Here is an 18,049-nt window from a genome sequence, read left to right as displayed (position 1 = left end):
TTCGACCGGTCGGATACCGCTGGACCGGGTCCATCACTCGCTTGGAAGAGGGCTTCGTGAGCAAACGCTCGGCGCGCATCGTTGGGGTTGTCATATTCGGTTCCGCGCTCACCTATGGCATCGGTGTGGCAGACGCCGATGACGTCGTCGTCCGAGACACCAACGGCGTCCCGTGGAGCTGGCCGACCGAAGCGTCCTGCATCAAGGACGGACCCGACCAGCACCTCCAGAACAGCGATGACGACTCCTTCCTCAAGTACTGGTACTGCCTGAAGCACGATGACGGCCTGCGGTACCTGCACAACACGGACAGCTCGACCGAACGGGTCGGGTAACGCTGATCAAGCGCAGTTCCGTTCGTGCGCAGGCAGGTTCGGCGCACGAACGCCCGCAACAACCACACGCGTCCACTACCAACACCTTTAGGAAATGATGTCGAAGAAGATTCTGATCACCGGGGCAAGTTCGGGATTCGGTCGCGGAGCGGCGATCGAACTCGCCCGCCGCGGCCACGAAGTCGTCGCGACCGCCGAGGCATGGCCACTGGTCCGTAGCCTTCGGGCCGATGCTGCCGCCGCCGGGGTTGAGCTTGAGGTGATCAAGCTCAACCTGCTCGATGAGACCGACATCGAGCACGCAGGCACCTTGGATCCCGACGTGCTCGTCCTCAACGCCGGGGTGATGGAAAGTGGATCGGTCGTCGACATTCCGCTGCAGCGGGTACGGGAGTCGTTCGAGATCAACGTCTTCGGGCACATCGCGCTGGCGCAGAAGATCGTGCCAAAGATGGTCGCGCGCAGGTCCGGCAAGGTGGTGTGGACCTCATCGATGGGCGGGATCCTGGTGATCCCCTTCGTCGGGGTGTACTGCGCCACCAAGCACGCCGTCGAGGGGATCGCCGGTTCCATGCGTGCGGAGTTGGCGCCCCACGGCGTCAAGGTGGCCACGGTCAACCCCGGGGTGTTCGGCACCGGGTTCAACGACACCGGCGCCGAAAGTCACGTGCAGTGGTACGACCCTGAGAAGGCCGTGGTTCCGATACCGGACTTCAGTGACAGTCTCGCCGACCAGTACGACCCGCAGGAAATGATCGACGCGATGGTCGAGATCATCCCCGCCGAGGACCACCTGTACCGCACCATGCGTCCACTGGCCACGATCGACACCGCGAAGCACTGGCAGGAGTCGGAGTGGACCCAGAATGCCTGAGCTCACACTCGAATATGCGCATCGACTCATCGCCCGGGGCGGCAGCGCCGCGCAGTCCGAAGGCATGCAGGCGGTGTTCGCCGTCCTCGACAAGGGAGCGAACCTGGTGGCCTTCTCCCGGATGGACGGCGCGTGGCTGGCGTCCAACGAGCTGGCCATCGCCAAGGCACGTACCGCGGTGATGTTCCAGGCACCCACCGACACCCTCAACGCCCCACTGCAACTCGGAGTGCCGCATCTGCACTTCGACCATATCCACCACGGAGGGCTGCTGCTGGTCGGCGGCGGTGTACCTCTGTTTGACGGGACCGGCGAACTGATCGGCGGGCTGGGTGTCTCCGGCGGCGCACCGGAGCAAGACGCCGCCCTGGCCCTCACGACCGCGGACGGCGCAACCCCATGAAGCAGCCCCGGCCTGGGGGGTCCGGGGCTGCCCACCGACGTCTTCCGTCGGGAAGGCGTCCTCACCACATCCGCGCTCGGGCCACCGATTTCGAAGCGCGGGATCACTCGGCTCAGACCAGACTTCGTGAACCCACCTTCTGCTTCACCTGCCCCACAACGAGGTGAGGGTCGATGCGCTCGAGCCCTAAAGCAGCGCGACTGCTCACCGAGTCGCTGGCCGAAACGGTGCGTCTGCACCTCGTCGATCAGTTCGGCGATGGCGCTGCCCGCGCCCCGCGTAGCCGCGGCTTCGGCAGGCTCACCCGTGCCAAGTTGATGGAATACCTGGAGCACAGCCTCGATTCGGACATCTCCCTTGCCCTCGCCAGCCTCACCGAGATGACTATTGCCGAGTTTTCGGCCGCCTTCACCGCTACTTTGGCACCACGGCGTATCAGTTCGTCCTAGACCGCCGAATACACCGTGCGAAGAAACTACTGGCCACAACGGCGATGTCGATTACGGATATCGGCATGAACGTAGGATTCTCCACACCCAGCCACTTCGCCACGACCTTCAAGAACCGCGTCGGTATGTCATCGAGCGCCTACCGCCGCCACGAATGACCGCGCGACGCGAAGTGGTCGGCTCAGACACGGGCTGATCGCCGGTGAGGTGACCAATGCCGGCGGCGAGCAAGGCGATGACGACCAGCGGCAGTGCGGCAGCCAAACCACAGTGTCGATGTCGCGCTTCGGGTCGGACTACTGCCACTGAGCGGCGAGTAGCTGGACGCGACGGTCACATCGATTGGCGAAGCCAGAGCGCAGTAGTCGGCGCAACTTGCAGTGGTGCCGGGAGACCGGCCCCGTCACCGACGTCCATCCCGCCACGCGCCCGGCCCCGGACCCCGCTCCGGGACAAGCGGCCAGGCCCGCCCCGTAGGTCAGTGTTACCGCCCGGCTAGCGAGAGCCCCAAGGTCAGCGGGGAATGACCGCCTGCTTTCCAGCTGCGATGGAGATGCGCGTGATGGCGCGGCCGATGGTGTGCAGGCCGGGGGTGCGTTGGGGTGTCTTGCCCGCGGCGATTCGGTGCAATTGGTTGTTGTGCCAGGCGAGTTCGAGGTACCCGTCGGCAGGGCGGTATCTGAGGCGTGGCGCGCTCTTGGGCAACGTGGGGGTGTGCCCGGCGAGGATCTGCCGCGGGTAGTCCGGCACGAAAGTCAGCGGGCGCCCGATCCCGATCACGTCAACGGTGCCGTCCTCGACGATCGTTTCCATCGCGCGGGGTGCACGCAATCCTCCGGTGAGCATGAGCGGAACGGTGGAGTGTGCGCGGATCTGGCGGGCGAAGTCGATGAAGTAGCCGTGGCCCGACTGGTCGGAGTCTTGACCTGCGGCGACGCCGGTCATGGCGGGCTGTTCGTAGCCACCGCCGCTGATCTCGAGCAGGTCGATTCCGGCAGCGGCGAGGGCCAGGGCGACGTTGAGTGCCTGCTCGTTGGTGAATCCACCACGCAGGAAGTCCGTGGAATTCAGTTTGACAGCGACGGGGACCTCGTCGCCGACGGTCTCACGGACCGCCGCGACCGTCTCGAGCAGGAACTTCATTCGCCGTTGTTCGTCGCCTCCCCATTCGTCGTCGCGGAGGTTTGACAGCGGCGAGAGGAACTGCGAGAGAAGGTATCCGTGCGCGGCGTGAACCTGAACCCCGTCGAAGCCGCCGGCGACGGCGAGTCCTGCGGTGCGCGCGAACTTGAGGATCAGCCGGTCGATGTCGGCGCCGCTCAACTCGCGTGGTTTGCGGATGTTGTAGCCGGGCACAGGGCTACGGCGTGCCGACGGCGCCACCGGTCGACGGTTGAACGGTGAGACCGCGACCTTGCCGGGATGATTGATCTGCGCCCACATCTTGGCGTCAGTACCCGCCGTCGCACCGGTCCAGGCGCGGATGGCGTCGAGGCCGCGGGCGTCGTCGAGGATCACGTTGCCGGGCTCGGTGAGGGCGTCCCGGTCGATCATCACGTTGCCCGACAGCAGCAGCCCAGCTCCGCCGCTGGCCCACACCGCGTAGAGGCGGCGGAGTTTGTCGCTGGCGGTGCCGTCGCGGTATGCGAGCTGTTCGCTCATCGCGGCCTTGGCGATCCGGTTGGGCAGGATCTGGCCGCAGGGCAGCTCGAAGGGTTCGGTGAGAACGGATTCGGTCATGATCACAGCACTCTCGGTCGAAGTCGGGTCAGGGAGAACAGCGGGGTCAACGGGCGGCGCGGGATCGGTGGCCTGCCGGCGGAGAGGTTGACGCGGTGCAGTCGGGCCTCGAGGACAGGGCCGAGGCCCATCAGGTGGATCGGGTCGCGATCGGATCCGGCGAGCGAGAACTCGTCGAGATGCACCCGTCGCGTTTCGATCGGATGCTCGCCGGGGGTGAATCCGACGATCCGTGGCAGGGCGAGCCCGAGGGTGCCGGTCACGTTGCGGTGCGGCCGCCCGAGGATCGGCGGTGCGTCGGGGAGCTGTTCACCGAGGGTGCCGCGCATGGTGACGAGGTCGTGGCCGCGGCGGCGGAATCCCGAAAATCGTCTTCGGAAGGAACCAGTAGCCGCGCCGCATCGAGATGTCAGCGGTCCCGAAGGTGGCAGAGGCCTCGACGGCAATGTCGCTTGCGGAGTTTCCGGCGCCGACGACCAGCACCCTGCTCCCTGGGCCGAAGTCTTCGGGGCGCTTGTAGTCCTTGGAGTGCAACACCATCCCGGTGAACTCGCCCGGATAGTCGGGGATGTTGCGTTGCCAGTAGTGGCCGTTCGCGATCACCACGGCGCGATACCGTCGGACCTCACCTGACGCCAGCTCGACATACCAACCGTTTGACCCGTTCGCGTCGACAGGCCGAACGCGCACGACTTCGCTGTCGAACTCGATGTTGTCGGCCAACCCGAAATACTCGACGTAGGACTGCAGGTAGGCCAGCATCTGCGCGCCGCTCGGGAACGTCGGATAGGCCTCCGGCATCGGAAACTCCACATACTGCGTGGACTTCTTCGAACTGATCAGGTGGGTGGAGTCATACACCCCGTGCGACCAGTTGCCGCCCACCCGGTCGGTAGCCTCCAGCTGGTCATAGGCGATTCCCGCGCGCTGGAGCGCGAACGCCAGACCGTTTCCTGCGTATCCCGCGCCGATCAAACACACACGGTCCCGTCGGTCTTCGATGCTCACACTCACCCCGTCTCGGCTCTCCACGGCCACAGTTTGTTACACACGCTGTAGCTACAGTCGATGTAACATGCCGGACGAGAGCGCTCCCGTCAACACGATCGGATAGAGGCGTGACGATAGACACAACCCCACAGGCGGCTCGGCGTCCCTACGCCCCGCGCATGGCACCGGCGCAGCGGCGCGAACACCTGCTCGACGCCGCGCTCCGCGTGATCGCCGAACACGGCGTGGGCAAGGTATCGATGGACTCGGTCGCCAAGCAGGCAGGCGTCACGCGCCCGGTCGTCTACAAGCATTTCGACGATACGAACGCACTCCTGCGCGCGTCACTGGTCCGCGAAGAGCAGCGTGCCGTGGCCCAGTACCGGGACGCCTTTCCCCCGGCGTCGTCGCAGATGGCCCTCACCGAGCGGCTACGGACGCTCTACGCGAACCTGCTGAAGATGTTCGAGGCCTCCCCCGACTTGTGGCGGGCGATCCTTGTGCTGGCCGATAGCACCACGTCGGTGTTCCGAACCCGCCTCGAGCAAGGCCGCGAACTCGCCGCGAACAGCATTGAGGCGTTGCTCACCGCCCAGGCCGACGGTGACAGCCTGCCCCCTGACACCGATGTCGAACTACTGGCCCGCATGATGCTGTCGCTGATCCTGGAGTCGGGAAGGCTACTGCTGACCGACCCCGACAACTACCCACGCGAACGCCTCCTGGCCGGAGCCGACACCGCCGTCACGAGCCTGATCCGGCCCTAGATTCCCATACAGTCCGGCACCGCCCCTTCACGGTCGTCTCGGTGATCACCCTGCACGACGCGTTCTTGTAGTCCGGGCCATTGTCACCGCACAAAAACCGGATGTGACTGTACCCCGCTGCCGCGCAAGACGATTCGACTTGGGGAAACGTACAGGTGGACCTGGGCCAGCGACGGGGTGGAGGCCTGAGGCCGCTGCTCCGCTGGGCTTTCCAGACCGAGTTGAGCTGCCCACCGTAGAAATTCGGTGAGACCAGCGCAGGCCAACGACACGCCGACCGATCCGGCGGGTCAATTCCCGCAGATTGGGTCACTTTGGGTCATCGAGATGGTTCCGAGCTCCGCGCGCGAAACTCGGAAACCACCTCTGAACTGCGGTGGCGGAGGGATTTGAACCCCCGGACGGTGTTAGCCGTCTCTCGCTTTCAAGGCGAGTGCATTAGGCCGCTCTGCCACGCCACCGCCGACAAGAGTACGGGTTTCACACCCGGCCGATGTGCGCGGGCGGCGATCCGTTCTTCAGCGCGACGCTGATGCGGCGGCAGTTCTCCCCCATCGCCGCGATCTGCGGACGCGAAAGCCTGCCGAGGAAGTGCGAGCGGACGCCCTGCCCGTAGGTGACCATCGCCTCGCGGACGGCGGCCCTGCCTTCCTCGGTGATCGTGGCCACCACGCCGCGCCCGTCGTCCGGACTGGCACACCTGGTCACCAGGTTCTGCACTTCCAGTCGCCGGATCTGCCGGGTCACCCGGCTGGGCAGTGACATCAGCCGCTCGGCCAAGTCACCCATCCGCGCCGACCCGGTCGACGACTTGTCCAAGATGTCGAGCAGGCGCACATCATTCAGCGTGAGGTGATGCGCATCCACCAACGACCGGTTCAAGGTCGCATACATTCTGAGCGCCGAGTCGAGGTAGTTCTGCCATGACCTCTGCTCGGCGATATCCAAGCCCGGCATGTCACCCGCCGTGCGCCCCGCAATCATCCCCGCCATGGCGCAATCGTAAGGGACGTCAGTATTGCTGCGCTGAGGAAATAGAAGGCTTGTAGCCTGGAAAAAATGTATGCAATTGTCGCCTCCGTCGATGGCCACCTGACCTGGGAAAACGTCGCTGATATCGCGCCAGCAAACGATGAGATCCTGATCCGGGTTCACGCCGCCGGCGTCAACCGGGCCGACCTCCTGCAAGCGGCGGGTAAGTATCCGCCCCCGCCAGGCGCCAGTGAGGTCATCGGGCTGGAGGTTTCCGGGACCGTCGCGGCCGTCGGTGCAGATATTACCGACCGGTCAGTTGGGCAACCGGTGTGCGCGTTGCTCGCAGGTGGCGGTTACGCCGAGTACGTTGCCGTACCGGCCGCCCAGGTGCTGCCATTGCCCGATGGCGTTGCCCTGGGTGACGCCGCAGGTCTACCCGAAGTGGCCTGCACGGTGTGGTCGAACCTCGTGATGACGGCGGGTCTGACGGCGGGCCAGGTCGTCCTGCTACATGGCGGCGGCAGCGGCATCGGCACCCACGCCACCCAGGTGGCCCATGCGCTCGGCGCGCGCGTCGCAGTAACTGCAGGGTCGGCGGACAAGCTCGCGCTGTGCCGCGACCTCGGCGCCGACATCGCCATCAACTACCGCGACGAGGACTTCGCCGAGCGAGTCCGGGCCGAGACCGGCGGCGCGGGGGCCGACGTGATCCTCGACATCATGGGCGCGGCCTACCTGGACCGCAATGTCGATGCCCTGGCCACCGGCGGACGTCTGGTGATCATCGGCATGCAGGGCGGTATCAAGGCCGAACTGAACATCGCCAAGCTGCTCGGCAAGCGGGCCGGGGTCATCGCGACCTCGCTGCGCCCGCGCCCGGTCGACGGGCCCGGCGGCAAGGGAGAAATCGTGCGGGCGGTGCGCGACAACGTCTGGCCGATGATCGCCGACGGGCGGGTTCGGCCGATCATCGGCGCCGAACTGCCCATCCAGCAGGCCCAGCGGGCCCACGAACTGCTGGCTTCCGGCGAGGTGTCGGGAAAGATCGTGCTGACCGTCGGTTGATACTGCGGCTACGGCGCACCCCACTCGCACTTTTGCGCCGTGGACGCAGTCAACGGCATCGGGATTAGCCGAGTGAGGCCAGGGCCCGCACGAGCTGATCGACCTCGGCACCCGTCGAGTAGTGCGACAGCCCGACGGTCACCGCGCCACCGATGTCGTTCACGCCGATCACGTCGAGCACGCGCGAGCTGGCATTCGACATCGCCAAGATGCCGTTGTCGGCCAACCGTTGCACCACCCGCTCGGCCGGGACGTCCCGCACCACGAAGCTGAGCACCGGGATCTGTGACTCCGGCCTGCCGATCACCATCACCAACGGCAACGAGCGCAGCGAGACCACCAGGTACTCGAACAGGCGGTCCAGATACGCGCCGGCCGACTGCATCGACACGGCCAGGCGTTCGCGCCGCGAGCCGCTGGCCGAATCATCGAGGTTCGACAGGTACTCGATGCTGGCCACCACGCCACCCAACAGGCCGTACTGGTGCATGCCCACCTCAAGGCGGGCCGGACCGGTCGCCCGGGGATTCAACGAGACCGAGGCCAGCGAGTCGATCACCGACGGGTCACGGAACACCAGGGCGCCGATCGGCGGGCCACCCCAGGGCACCGCGTTGAGGGCGACGACATCGGCCTCGACCTCGTTGATGTCCATCAGCCGGTACGGGGCCGCGGCCGAGTGGTCGACCACCACCATGCCGCCGACCTCATGCGTGAGCTTGGTCACCTCACCCAGATCGGTGACGGTTCCCAGCGTCGACGACGCTGACGCGATCGCCACCAGGCGGGTCGGCTTGTCGATCAACCCTTCCCACTGCCAGGACGGCAGCTCGCCCGTCTCGATGTCGACCTCGGCCCACTTCACCTTGGCGCCGTAACGATTCGCGGCCCGCAACCACGGCGCGATGTTCGCCTCGTCATCCAGTCGGGTGACCACCACCTCGTAGCCGAGCCCGACCCGGCTCGAGGACGCCTCGGCCAGCGCGGTCAGCAGCTGAGCCCGGTCCGCGCCGAGTACCACGCCCCGCGGATCCGCATTGACCAGGTCAGCGACGGCCTGGCGGGCAGCGATGAGGACAGCCGCACTGCGGCGTGCCGATGGATGCGGGCCCACCGCCGTGGGCATCGAGCCTCGGAACGCAGTGGACACCGTCGTCGCGACGGAATCGGGCACCAGCATGCCGTTCTGGGCATCGAAGTGGACCCACCCATCGCCCAGAGACGGGTGCAAGCCCCGCACCCGGGCGACGTCGTATGCCATGCCAGCCACCTTAGAGCTTCCGCGGATATCACAAACCGACACGATTTGGTGAGCGCCGATCGCATGTTCGCACTTGAAGAGACCATGCTCGGACCGGGTCACCCTGGGCAGCCATACTAGTCCAGTGGGCTTCGGGTTCGGAGTGCTAATCGCACTGTTGTTGCTGGTGATCCCCGGGGCGTTGATCGCCAGGGCAGGTGGGCTGACCGTGCCGACTGCGGTCGCAGTGGGTCCAGCCTTGACCTACGGCACCGTCGCGTTGGCGATCGTCCCACTGGGGGCCATCGGCATACCGTGGAACACGTGGACGGCTTTGTTTGCTGTAGCCTTCACCGCCGCCTTGGCGGCCGGTTTGCGGCGGGCGCTGGACCGCTATCGCGACGCCGACGCCGACGCCTCCGGCATCACCACGCGGCCCGCGATGCTGGTTGCCGCCGGTGTGCTGCTGGGTGCCGCATTGATCGCTGCCGCCGCATTAGCCGGGCTCGTGCACTGGCAATCCATCCCCAGCACCTGGGACTCGGTGTGGCACGCCAACACCATCCGGTGGATCCTCGATACCGGCCAGGCCTCTCCGACCCACATGGGCGAGCTACGCAACGTCGAGACCCACGAGGCGCTCTACTACCCGTCGGCGTTCCACGCCCTGGCCGCCGTCTACTGCCAGCTCACCGGCGCCGCCGCGACCACGGCGTACACCGTGAGTTCGGTCGTCGCGGCGGTGTGGCTGTTCCCGGTCAGCGCCGCGGTGCTGACGTGGAAGATGGTCCGCCCGCACACCTGCGAGATGCGCACCGCGGTCGCTGCGGGCACAGCCGCGGCGCTCGCCGCGTCGTTCACCGCGGTGCCCTACGTCGAATTCGATGTCGCGGCGATGCCCAACCTGGCTGCCTACGGTCTCGCGGTACCCGTGTTCGCCCTGATCGCCTCGACGCCGGCACACCGCGACCGCATCGGCCTTGCCGTGCTCGCCACAGTCGGCGTCTTCTCGGTACACCTCACCGGCGGCGTGGTGATTGCCCTGCTGGTGGGCGTCTGGTGGCTGGTGGATGCGCTGTGGCGGCCGGTACGCGGCCGACTGTCCGACTTCCTGGCACTGGCCGCCGTCGCGGTGCCGGCCCTGCTGATCCTGCTCCCCCAGTTTCTCGGGGTCCTTCAGCAGGCCGAGATCATCGTCGGCCACGCCTTCGTCAACCACCTCGGCAAGAAGTACTCGCTGGTCGCCGCGGTCCTCCAGCACACCCGCCACCTCAACGACTTCCCGGTCCAGAGCGCACTCATCGCCATGGCCGCCGTCGGCGGCCTGGTCCTGCTGGTGAAGAAGATCTGGTGGCCGCTGGCGGTGTGGCTGATCCTGATCGCGTCGATCGTGCATTCCGGCGCCCCGTTCGGCGGGCCGATCGGAGCCATCACCGGCGCGTTCAGCGACCTGTTCTACAGCGATCCGCGCCGACTGTCGGCGGTCGTCACCATGCTCTACGCACCGATGGCGGCGATCGGCCTGTGCGCACTGGTGCTGCTCGGCGCCGCCGTGCTGCGGCGGGCCGGCGCCCGCCCGACCTGGATCCGCGCGACGGCCGCCGTCGCGCTGGTCGCCACCACCGTGGGCCTGGCCTGGCACTACTTCCCCCGGCACAAGCTCCTGTTCGGCAACAAGTACGACTCGGTGATGATCGACGCCAAAGATCTGGAGGCTTTCGCCTACCTGGCCGGGCTTCCCGATGCCCACACCACGCTGATCGGCAACGCCAACACCGACGGCACCGCCTGGATGTATGCGGTGTCGGGGCTGCATCCGCTGTGGACGCACTACGACTACCCGGTGCAACAGGGCCCCGGGTACCACCGGTTCATCTTCTGGGCCTACGCCGACGACGCGGACACCGATCCCCGGGTTGCCGAGGCGGCGGAGGCGCTCAACATTCGCTACGTGATCACCAGCACCCCGGTGGTCCGCGGGTTCGCCATGCCCGACGGACTAGTGTCGCTAGAGCGCTCACGGTCGTGGGAGAAGATCTACGACAACGGTGAGGACCGCATCTACCGCTGGCTCGGAGAGAACGCGGCGACCAAGACGAACTGACACGAGACAGAACTGTTGCAAGGGAAGGCCATGACCATCAACCCCGACGATGACAACATCGAGATCCTGGCCAGCACCGCCGATGAGCCAGATGGCGACGCCGACGGCAAGGCGTTGACCGACCTCGTCGAACAACCGGCGAAGGTCATGCGCATCGGCACCATGATCAAGCAGCTGCTCGAAGAGGTGCGGGCGGCTCCGCTCGACGACGCCAGCCGGGAGCGGCTGCGCGACATCCACCGCACCAGCATCCACGAACTCGAGGAGGGCCTGGCCCCCGAACTGCGTGACGAGCTCGAGCGGCTGACGCTTCCCTTCACCGAGGACAACGTGCCGTCCGATGCCGAACTCCGCATCGCGCAGGCGCAGCTGGTGGGCTGGCTCGAAGGCCTGTTCCACGGCATCCAGACGGCGTTGTTCGCCCAGCAGATGGCCGCCCGCGCGCAGCTCGAGTCGATGCGCCAGGGCGCTCTCCCACCGGGGCTGCAGGGCCCCGGCGGACAACGCGGCGGTTCGGGTCACCCCGGCACCGGCCAGTACCTGTAGGTCGCGTTGTCCGATCCGTACATCTCGACGCGCGAAGCGTGGGTGGAGTTCCCCATCTTCGATGCCAAGACACGCTCGCTGAAGAAAGCTTTCCTCGGCAAGGCCGGCGGCGCCATCGGGCGAAACGAGTCCAACGTCGTCGTCATCGAAGCGCTGCGCGACATCACCATGTCGCTGAAAATGGGTGACCGCGTCGGGCTGGTCGGCCATAACGGTGCGGGTAAATCCACACTGCTGCGGCTGCTTTCGGGTATCTACGAGCCGACGCGAGGCTCGGCCACGGTGAGTGGCCGGGTGGCTCCGGTATTCGACCTCGGCGTCGGGATGGACCCCGAGATCTCAGGTTTCGAGAACATCATCATCCGCGGCCTGTTCCTCGGACAGACCCGCAAGCAAATGATGGCCAAGGTCGACGAGATCGCCGAGTTCACCGAACTGGGCGAGTACCTGTCGATGCCCCTGCGCACGTATTCGACCGGCATGCGGGTGCGCCTGGCGATGGGCGTGGTCACCAGCATCGATCCCGAGATCCTGCTGCTCGACGAGGGCATCGGGGCCGTCGACGCAGAGTTCCTGAAAAAGGCGCAGTCACGGCTGCAGAGCCTGGTGGAGCGGTCCGGAATCCTGGTGTTCGCAAGCCATTCCAACGAGTTCCTGGCCCGGCTCTGCAAAACCGCGATGTGGATCGACCACGGCGCCATCCGGATGACCGGCGGTATCGAGGAGGTCGTCGGCGCCTACGAGGGGCCGGATGCGGCCCGGCATGTGCGCGAGGTGTTGGAGGAAACGGCTCGTGAGGCCTGAGGACACGGTCTGTGCGGTGATCGTCACGCACCGGCGTCGTGAGCTGCTGACCAAATCCCTGGCCGCAGTGGCGAACCAGGACCGCACACCCGATCACCTGATCGTGGTCGACAACGACGACGACGAGGCCGTACGCGAGCTGGTTCTCGGCCAGCCGGTGCCGGCAACCTATCTCGGATCCCGCCGAAACCTCGGCGGCGCAGGCGGTTTCGCGCTGGGGATGCTGCACGCCCTGGCCCAGGGGGCCGACTGGATCTGGCTGGCCGACGACGACGGCCGCCCTGCCGACGACACCGTTCTGTCCACCCTGCTGGCTTGCGCCGAGCAGTACGGCCTGGCCGAGGTCTCACCCATGGTGTGCAACCTCGACGATCCGCAGCGCCTGGCGTTCCCACTGCGCCGCGGACTGGCGTGGCGACGGCTGGTCAGTGAGTTACGCACCGAGGGTGACGGTGATCTGTTGCCCGGCATCGCCTCACTGTTCAACGGCGCCCTGTTCCGGGCCGCCACGGTGGAGGCCGTCGGTGTCCCCGATCTGCGCCTGTTCGTCCGCGGCGACGAGGTCGAACTGCACCGGCGCCTGGTGCGCTCCGGCCTGCCGTTCGGAACATGTTTGACCGCAAGCTATCTGCACCCGTGCGGGACCGATGAGTTCAAACCGATCCTCGGTGGCCGGATGCACACGCAGTACCCCGACGACGAGACCAAACGTTTTTATACCTACCGCAACCGCGGCTACCTGCTCTCCCAGCCGGGTTTACGCAAACTCCTGCCGCAGGAGTGGGTGCGGTTCGGCTGGTACTTCCTGGTGTCCCGCCGCGACCCGGCGGGTCTGCGCGAATGGATTCGCCTGCGGCGGTTGGGCAGGAGCGAGAGATTTTTTCGGGGCGAGCGAAGCGACGGGAGGAGCAGCAGGTGACATTCACCGATGCAGCGTCCGATTCCAAGACCATGGCCCGGGCCGTGCGCGATCTCTCCGAGGGTTTCCGCAAGCGTGAACTGTGGCTGCACCTGGGCTGGCAGGACATCAAGCAGCGTTACCGGCGCAGTGTGCTCGGCCCGTTCTGGATCACCATCGCCACCGGCACCACCGCGGTGGCGATGGGCCTGCTCTACTCGAAACTGTTCAAGCTCCCGCTCGAGGAGCACCTGCCCTACGTCACGCTCGGCCTGATCATCTGGAATCTGATCAACGCGTCGATTCTCGAAGGCTCCGAGGTGTTCATCGCCAACGAGGGCCTGATCAAACAACTTCCGACGCCGCTGTCGGTGCACGTCTACCGGCTGGTCTGGCGGCAGATGATCCTGTTCGGCCACAACATCGTCATCTTCGTGATCATCGCCATCGTCTTTCCCAAACCGTGGACGTGGACCGACCTCGCCGTCATCCCGGCCCTCGCGCTGATCGTGCTGAACTGCATCTGGGTGTCGATCTGTTTCGGCATCCTGGCCACCCGCTACCGCGACATCGGCCCGCTGCTGGCCTCAGTGGTACAGCTGCTGTTCTTCATGACCCCGATCATCTGGAACGAGTCGACGCTGCAGCAGCAGGGCGCCGGATCGTGGGCCAAGATCGTCGAGATCAACCCGCTGCTGCACTACCTCGACATCGTGCGGGCGCCGCTGCTGGGCGCCGACCAGGAGCTGCGGCACTGGATCGTGGTGCTCGCGCTCACGGTGATCGGCTGGACGTTCGCGGCACTGGCCATGCGCCAGTATCGGGCTCGCGTCCCGTACTGGGTGTAGCCGCTACCCGTCGGGCGCGGAGGCGAAGGGTATTCAGCTGCCAGCAGCCGCAGCAAATTTTCACCTAGATGGAAATCCTCAGTTCAACCGGATAATTCCCCAACCAAGGCCGGTATCAGTAACCGTGTGCAGCTAGCTGCGGAACACGTTTCAGATTGCTACCCGCCGGTAGCTTGCGCGGAATTCTGCCTGTTTGCCCACCGACCGTTTCTGAAGTCGGTATTTCTATATGCAAACTTTCCACATTCAGGCTTTTCTCAGGTTTTCCTCAGCTACGGTCCAGCCTGTAGGTACCAACCTCACCGTCAAGGAGACCTGAGTGGACATGAGCCTTCGTCCTTACGCGACCGCCGGAATCGCACTGGTAGGTGCCGGCGTCATCGCCATCACCCCGATCGCGCCACCGCCAACCGATGTACAAGTCGCCAATCCCGCCGTTAACCTCGCCGCCTCCGTCAACCCCATCGCCCCGTGGGTGGATGCATTCAACGAAACTTCAGCCAACGCCACCACAGTCACCCAGGTCGCCGCCGAGGCTCCCGGTGCGGCATTGCAGCAGGCCATCGTCAACCAGTTCGGCTTCCTGGACCAGCTACTCAACAATCCGGGCAGCATCGGGCCCGTCCTCGAGCAGTTCGGCGCCAACCTGCAAAAAGCGTTCCAAGCCGCCACCCTCCTGGGCGTCAAGGAGCAAGGGGACGCCACGCAGCTGTTGATCCAGAGCAACGACTTCATGCACGTGCTCATCGCGTCAGCGATTCCAGTCTTGTTTGAGCCAACCCTCGGCGAGCAGGGTGCGGCCATCCTCACCGAGGTAGTCCGGTTCTTGGCGTCACCTGCCAGCGGCATCCTCATCGGTATGGTCGGCCCCGTCATCAGCCCCGCAGTGGCGACCCTCAACAGTGTCTTGGAAATCTCCGGCGCCCTAGGCGCCGGGAACTTCGAAGATGCACTGCAGGCGCTGGTCGCCATGCCCGCCAATGTCGTCGGCTCGGTCTTCAACGGCGCCACCCTCAACCTCGATGTGCTGCTGCCGCTGGTTTCTCAGGTTACCCCGCCAGAGTTCCCAGTCACCTCACTCAGCATGGCCTTCGGTGGGCTGCTCACCCCCGGAAACACAGGTGGGCTCTGGATACCAGAAGGAGGCACCGGCGGCTCGATCATCAACTCCCTCGGCGTCGGCGCGCTCGGGATGGAGATTGTGGGGAATCCGGTCGGTCCGATCGGCGCCATGGTGAACCTGTCGCAGATGATCGCCAAGGCGATCGGCTGGGATGGTACGGGCAACCCGCTGACCAAGTTGACCTTCCCGTCGATCGACTCGCCTGCCGCACCAGCGGGGGCGAGAGTTGCTCCCAAGGAGATTCAGGTGAAGGCAGCGCCGCCCGCGGTGGATGACATCACCTCAGATCCGACGGCGAATGAGAAGCCCACTGTCACAATCAAATTGGACGATAAGGCTGGCCCGGAGGTCACCGCGACCGGCGCCACCTCGGAAGAGGTTTCCGACAAGGGGACGACGGCCGAGGCCCCCGTGGCGCAGAAGGTGAAGAAGCCCACGCTTCGGCAGAACCCGCTCAGCCGGGTCCAGACCGCCCTCGACAAGGCCGGCGATCGGGCGGAGAACATCCGCTCCGACATCGGAAAGAAGCTGAAAATCAAGTCGCCCAAGAAGGCCGCGACGAAGTCACCGGCCGCGGACAAGGCCGGCGATAGCAGCTCCGACAAGAGCGACAGCGGCAACGCCGCCTGACCTGATCCGGCCCCGCCCCCACCAGGGCGGGGCCGGTTCTGTCATGTTCCAAAGTTAAAGCGTTGTTGCAGAACGAAATTCACCGCCGAACAGGAACCTTCGACCCGAGACCTCCTCCGGAACGATCCGCACGTAGCGGCGTTTCGTGGTGTCGATCCACGAGAGCAGTTGGGCATTCTCGGCTTCGTCGATCTCATCGGGCGTCTCAAGCAGTCGCGGTTCGCCCCGCACAATCACACTCCACCCGCCGGCGACATTGTGATCGTCGGCTTCGAACAGCACCCGGTCGTTCCACAGTGCGCTGATGAGCTTGGTGCCCTCGGCCGTCCGGAACAACACAGTGCGGCCTTGGACGACGAAGTTGACCGGGAAGATCTCCAGCCGGGTGCCCACCGTCGTGACCAGACGGCCCAGGGACACTCCGGACAGCAGTTGCCAGCACTCGTCCTCGCCGACCACCGAAACGGGGCCCTGTGGCGTCATGAGGCCACCGTAGCGCCGATCGACGGGATGGCTACAGCTTCATGCCCTCAGTTCATGTTCCAGGGCTCGCCGTAGGTGGTGACGCTGTCACCGGTCGAGGCGATCAGGCGGGCGAACGGACGCAGCAGCACGCCACCGGCCGCACCGGTCACCGTGCCGTGCGCGTTGGACACCGCCACACCACCGGCCGGACCCTTGACGTCCACCGAGAAGGTGGCCACCTCCTGGATACCGGGGCCGTTGCCCAGGTCGGCGCTGATCGACACACCCGGGAACAGGTTCGGCGTGATCACCGAGTCCAGGCCGAAGGGCGGTCCGGTGATGTCACCGTCGTCGATCAGGATGTTGGGGGTGGTGTAGGAGAAGTTGATGCCCACACCCAGCGACCAGGGGAAGCCGATCTGGTAACCCAGCTCCAGGGTGCCCTCGAACTCATCGGCGCCCGGGCCCTCGACGTGGTACTTGGCCCGGCCGGAGTGGAACCACTCACGGGTCAGCCGGTTGCGGTCCAGGGGGAACACCCCGTTGAGGAAGGTGTCCCACTGCTGAACGGTCAAGGTCCGATCCTGGCCGTCGACCAGGCTCAGTTCATTGTCCAGACCCGCATGAGAAATGCCCGTGCTCGCAAACAGCGCCGCGATGGCTGCGACCATCACGACCAGCACCCGACGGAATGCCTTCATGTTCTCCCTAGCTATACCGATGATCCGATCATCTTCCACCAACCCGGGATCCCCACCCCCAGAGAACATGTTCGGCGATCCGCGCCCCGATTAGGGAGGTCACATTCGATTCTCATGCCTTGCTCAAGATTGGCAGACGAAATCTAACCGGGCAAAGCCTGGGCAGCAACGGCTACGGATTCCGGCCGTCGCACATACAAACCTTGGTACAAAATTTGCTGAGTCCACACCGGACCGCGTCACACCATCACTGTCCGTTACCTGTGAACGTGGACCGTCACAGGCCCCGACCGGAGACCCGGGATGGCGACGCAAAGCCCCGCCATGGCGCCGGAACTGCTATTTCGCCATTCCCACCGAAGGTACGACAGGCAATCGCCTTGAGCGGAACCATTGCCGTCACGGGCGTCAATATCGCGGACGCCCCGGCCGCCCACTCCGGGTTTGCGCTTGCTGTGTAAACGGCCCGTTACGCGCCACACAAGCCCCGATTAACTGAACCGCCGAAGATCCTTCAGCGATGCCCGCAGCCGTTATTCCAAATTGTGACCTAAATCACAATCGCAGTGGACGCCGGGGCCCCGTTCACCCACCCAGGGTCAGCTCCGCCGCGGCGGAGCCGCCTTCACCACCGCGTTGATCCGGTTCCACGCATTGATCGTCACCGCCATGGAGATGACCTGACCCAACTCACGGTCGGTGAAGGCTGCCGCCGCACGGGCATAGACCGCATCGGAGACCGGTCCGTGGTTCACATCGGTGACGGCCTCGGTCAGCGCCAACGCCGCCTGCTCCTGCTCGGTGAACAGATCGCCGGCCTCTTCCCAGGCGGCGATCAGAGATAGCCGCTGCTCGGTCTCGCCGTATTGGCGGGCGTCGTGGGTGTGCATGTCGAGGCAGAAGGCGCAGCGGTTCATCTGAGATGCACGGATCTTGATCAGCTCGCCGATGGTCGGGTCGAGGTCTTTGGCGGCGGCGTTCGACAGCGTCATCATCGCGTCGTAGAGCTCGGGCGAGGCCTTGTAGATCTTGAGACGGTCAACGGTTGCTACGGGCTCGAGTGTCTGTGTCATGCCATCAACGCTAGGCGTG

The 18,049-nt window shown here is 65.5% G+C and carries 21 protein-coding genes and 1 tRNA gene; 13 read left to right on the top strand and 9 right to left on the bottom strand.

Annotated features, from left to right (window positions below; all coding sequences use genetic code 11):
- The first annotated feature begins 77 nt into the window (after positions 1–77).
- The 5 genes from G6N44_RS19295 (at position 78) to G6N44_RS29905 (ending at position 2,219) form a co-directional block, all read left to right on the top strand.
- Positions 78–335, top strand: coding sequence for a hypothetical protein (locus tag G6N44_RS19295; RefSeq protein WP_163670162.1), 258 nt, complete (start codon positions 78–80; stop codon positions 333–335).
- Between the two features lie 97 nt (positions 336–432).
- Positions 433–1,209 carry an SDR family oxidoreductase gene (locus tag G6N44_RS19290; RefSeq protein WP_163670161.1) on the top strand — a complete coding sequence of 259 codons (777 nt, stop codon included), beginning with the start codon at positions 433–435 and terminating at the stop codon, positions 1,207–1,209.
- On the top strand, positions 1,202–1,612 hold the full coding sequence (locus tag G6N44_RS19285) for a GlcG/HbpS family heme-binding protein (protein WP_163666638.1): 411 nt from the start codon (positions 1,202–1,204) through the stop codon (positions 1,610–1,612). Before G6N44_RS19290 ends, G6N44_RS19285 begins: the two co-directional genes overlap by 8 nt.
- Before the next feature lie 173 nt (positions 1,613–1,785).
- Positions 1,786–2,061, top strand: a complete 276-nt coding sequence (locus G6N44_RS29570) for a hypothetical protein (protein ID WP_235682816.1) — start codon at positions 1,786–1,788, stop codon at positions 2,059–2,061.
- Between the two features lie 8 nt (positions 2,062–2,069).
- Positions 2,070–2,219, top strand: a complete 150-nt coding sequence (locus G6N44_RS29905) for a helix-turn-helix transcriptional regulator (RefSeq protein WP_372508092.1) — start codon at positions 2,070–2,072, stop codon at positions 2,217–2,219.
- A 355-nt stretch (positions 2,220–2,574) separates the two neighbouring features.
- Here the strand turns inward: G6N44_RS29905 and G6N44_RS19275 are convergent, their stop codons facing one another.
- Genes G6N44_RS19275 through G6N44_RS19265 form a run of 3 tightly spaced genes read right to left on the bottom strand, consistent with a single transcriptional unit; the run spans position 2,575 to position 4,833 of the window.
- The gene (locus tag G6N44_RS19275; RefSeq protein WP_163666636.1) at positions 2,575–3,801 is read right to left on the bottom strand and encodes an oxidoreductase; all 1,227 of its coding nucleotides are present in this window, start codon (positions 3,799–3,801) and stop codon (positions 2,575–2,577) included.
- A 2-nt stretch (positions 3,802–3,803) separates the two neighbouring features.
- Positions 3,804–4,130, bottom strand: coding sequence for a hypothetical protein (locus tag G6N44_RS19270; RefSeq protein WP_179964410.1), 327 nt, complete (start codon positions 4,128–4,130; stop codon positions 3,804–3,806).
- Positions 4,111–4,833 carry a flavin-containing monooxygenase gene (locus G6N44_RS19265; RefSeq protein WP_235682815.1) on the bottom strand — a complete coding sequence of 241 codons (723 nt, stop codon included), beginning with the start codon at positions 4,831–4,833 and terminating at the stop codon, positions 4,111–4,113. The genes G6N44_RS19270 and G6N44_RS19265 overlap by 20 nt, the downstream gene beginning before the upstream one ends.
- 86 nt (positions 4,834–4,919) lie before the next feature.
- On the opposite strand from G6N44_RS19265, the gene G6N44_RS19260 reads away from it, so the two are divergent.
- On the top strand, positions 4,920–5,558 hold the full coding sequence (locus G6N44_RS19260) for a TetR/AcrR family transcriptional regulator (RefSeq protein ID WP_163666634.1): 639 nt from the start codon (positions 4,920–4,922) through the stop codon (positions 5,556–5,558).
- Between the two features lie 374 nt (positions 5,559–5,932).
- Here the strand turns inward: G6N44_RS19260 and G6N44_RS19255 are convergent.
- Positions 5,933–6,019: transfer RNA gene (locus tag G6N44_RS19255), tRNA-Ser, on the bottom strand.
- Positions 6,020–6,038: 19 nt separating this feature from the next.
- Positions 6,039–6,551: a MarR family winged helix-turn-helix transcriptional regulator gene (locus tag G6N44_RS19250; RefSeq protein ID WP_064957336.1), complete on the bottom strand. Its 513-nt coding sequence runs from the start codon at positions 6,549–6,551 to the stop codon at positions 6,039–6,041.
- A gap of 66 nt (positions 6,552–6,617) precedes the next feature.
- Here G6N44_RS19250 and G6N44_RS19245 point away from each other — a divergent pair, with 66 nt between their 5' ends.
- Positions 6,618–7,598 carry an NAD(P)H-quinone oxidoreductase gene (locus tag G6N44_RS19245; protein ID WP_163666632.1) on the top strand — a complete coding sequence of 327 codons (981 nt, stop codon included), beginning with the start codon at positions 6,618–6,620 and terminating at the stop codon, positions 7,596–7,598.
- Positions 7,599–7,662: 64 nt separating this feature from the next.
- On the opposite strand, the gene G6N44_RS19240 is transcribed toward G6N44_RS19245, so the two are convergent.
- Complete coding sequence (locus tag G6N44_RS19240; RefSeq protein WP_163666630.1) at positions 7,663–8,859, bottom strand: cysteine desulfurase-like protein; 1,197 nt, start codon at positions 8,857–8,859, stop codon at positions 7,663–7,665.
- Between the two features lie 124 nt (positions 8,860–8,983).
- Here G6N44_RS19240 and G6N44_RS19235 point away from each other — a divergent pair, with 124 nt between their 5' ends.
- The 6 genes from G6N44_RS19235 (at position 8,984) to gjpA (ending at position 15,791) form a co-directional block, all read left to right on the top strand.
- Positions 8,984–10,942 carry a DUF6541 family protein gene (locus G6N44_RS19235; RefSeq protein WP_163666628.1) on the top strand — a complete coding sequence of 653 codons (1,959 nt, stop codon included), beginning with the start codon at positions 8,984–8,986 and terminating at the stop codon, positions 10,940–10,942.
- Positions 10,943–10,972: 30 nt separating this feature from the next.
- A complete protein-coding gene (locus G6N44_RS19230) occupies positions 10,973–11,488 on the top strand; it encodes a bacterial proteasome activator family protein (RefSeq protein ID WP_163666626.1) in 516 nt (171 codons plus the stop codon).
- A gap of 6 nt (positions 11,489–11,494) precedes the next feature.
- A complete protein-coding gene (gene wzt / locus G6N44_RS19225; protein WP_163666624.1) occupies positions 11,495–12,292 on the top strand; it encodes a galactan export ABC transporter ATP-binding subunit Wzt/RfbE in 798 nt (265 codons plus the stop codon).
- Positions 12,282–13,211: a galactofuranosyltransferase GlfT1 gene (gene glfT1, locus G6N44_RS19220; protein ID WP_235682814.1), complete on the top strand. Its 930-nt coding sequence runs from the start codon at positions 12,282–12,284 to the stop codon at positions 13,209–13,211. The genes wzt and glfT1 overlap by 11 nt, the downstream gene beginning before the upstream one ends.
- The gene (gene wzm, locus G6N44_RS19215) at positions 13,208–14,038 is read left to right on the top strand and encodes a galactan export ABC transporter permease subunit Wzm/RfbD (RefSeq protein WP_163666622.1); all 831 of its coding nucleotides are present in this window, start codon (positions 13,208–13,210) and stop codon (positions 14,036–14,038) included. Before glfT1 ends, wzm begins: the two co-directional genes overlap by 4 nt.
- A gap of 325 nt (positions 14,039–14,363) precedes the next feature.
- The gene (gene gjpA, locus G6N44_RS19210) at positions 14,364–15,791 is read left to right on the top strand and encodes an outer membrane porin GjpA (protein ID WP_163666620.1); all 1,428 of its coding nucleotides are present in this window, start codon (positions 14,364–14,366) and stop codon (positions 15,789–15,791) included.
- Positions 15,792–15,845: 54 nt separating this feature from the next.
- On the opposite strand, the gene G6N44_RS19205 is transcribed toward gjpA, so the two are convergent.
- From G6N44_RS19205 to G6N44_RS19195, 3 genes are all read right to left on the bottom strand, one after another.
- Positions 15,846–16,274 (bottom strand): pyridoxamine 5'-phosphate oxidase family protein, encoded by a 429-nt coding sequence (locus G6N44_RS19205; protein WP_163666618.1) that lies wholly within the window; start codon positions 16,272–16,274, stop codon positions 15,846–15,848.
- Between the two features lie 47 nt (positions 16,275–16,321).
- Positions 16,322–16,957: a porin MspA gene (locus G6N44_RS19200; protein ID WP_163666616.1), complete on the bottom strand. Its 636-nt coding sequence runs from the start codon at positions 16,955–16,957 to the stop codon at positions 16,322–16,324.
- 599 nt (positions 16,958–17,556) lie between these two features.
- Positions 17,557–18,030, bottom strand: a complete 474-nt coding sequence (locus tag G6N44_RS19195; protein ID WP_163666614.1) for a carboxymuconolactone decarboxylase family protein — start codon at positions 18,028–18,030, stop codon at positions 17,557–17,559.
- Positions 18,031–18,049: the final 19 nt, after the last annotated feature.

It is taken from the genome of Mycolicibacterium alvei, from assembly GCF_010727325.1.
GTDB lineage: Bacteria > Actinomycetota > Actinomycetes > Mycobacteriales > Mycobacteriaceae > Mycobacterium > Mycobacterium alvei.
This window is presented reverse-complemented; position numbering and strand designations above follow the sequence as displayed.

What these genes read in the sequence shown, in the direction of transcription:
- G6N44_RS19290 (WP_163670161.1), top strand. Translation starts at nt 433, where the DNA reads ATGTCGAAGAAGATTCTGATCACCGGGGCAAGTTCGGGATTCGGTCGC.
- G6N44_RS19285 (WP_163666638.1), top strand. Translation starts at nt 1,202, where the DNA reads ATGCCTGAGCTCACACTCGAATATGCGCATCGACTCATCGCCCGGGGC.
- G6N44_RS29570 (WP_235682816.1), top strand. Translation starts at nt 1,786, where the DNA reads ATGCGCTCGAGCCCTAAAGCAGCGCGACTGCTCACCGAGTCGCTGGCC.
- G6N44_RS19275 (WP_163666636.1), bottom strand. Translation starts at nt 3,801, where the DNA reads ATGACCGAATCCGTTCTCACCGAACCCTTCGAGCTGCCCTGCGGCCAG.
- G6N44_RS19270 (WP_179964410.1), bottom strand. Translation starts at nt 4,130, where the DNA reads ATGCGCGGCACCCTCGGTGAACAGCTCCCCGACGCACCGCCGATCCTC.
- G6N44_RS19250 (WP_064957336.1), bottom strand. Translation starts at nt 6,551, where the DNA reads ATGGCGGGGATGATTGCGGGGCGCACGGCGGGTGACATGCCGGGCTTG.
- G6N44_RS19245 (WP_163666632.1), top strand. Translation starts at nt 6,618, where the DNA reads ATGTATGCAATTGTCGCCTCCGTCGATGGCCACCTGACCTGGGAAAAC.
- G6N44_RS19240 (WP_163666630.1), bottom strand. Translation starts at nt 8,859, where the DNA reads ATGGCATACGACGTCGCCCGGGTGCGGGGCTTGCACCCGTCTCTGGGC.
- G6N44_RS19230 (WP_163666626.1), top strand. Translation starts at nt 10,973, where the DNA reads ATGACCATCAACCCCGACGATGACAACATCGAGATCCTGGCCAGCACC.
- gjpA (WP_163666620.1), top strand. Translation starts at nt 14,364, where the DNA reads ATGAGCCTTCGTCCTTACGCGACCGCCGGAATCGCACTGGTAGGTGCC.
- G6N44_RS19205 (WP_163666618.1), bottom strand. Translation starts at nt 16,274, where the DNA reads ATGACGCCACAGGGCCCCGTTTCGGTGGTCGGCGAGGACGAGTGCTGG.
- G6N44_RS19200 (WP_163666616.1), bottom strand. Translation starts at nt 16,957, where the DNA reads ATGAAGGCATTCCGTCGGGTGCTGGTCGTGATGGTCGCAGCCATCGCG.
- G6N44_RS19195 (WP_163666614.1), bottom strand. Translation starts at nt 18,030, where the DNA reads ATGACACAGACACTCGAGCCCGTAGCAACCGTTGACCGTCTCAAGATC.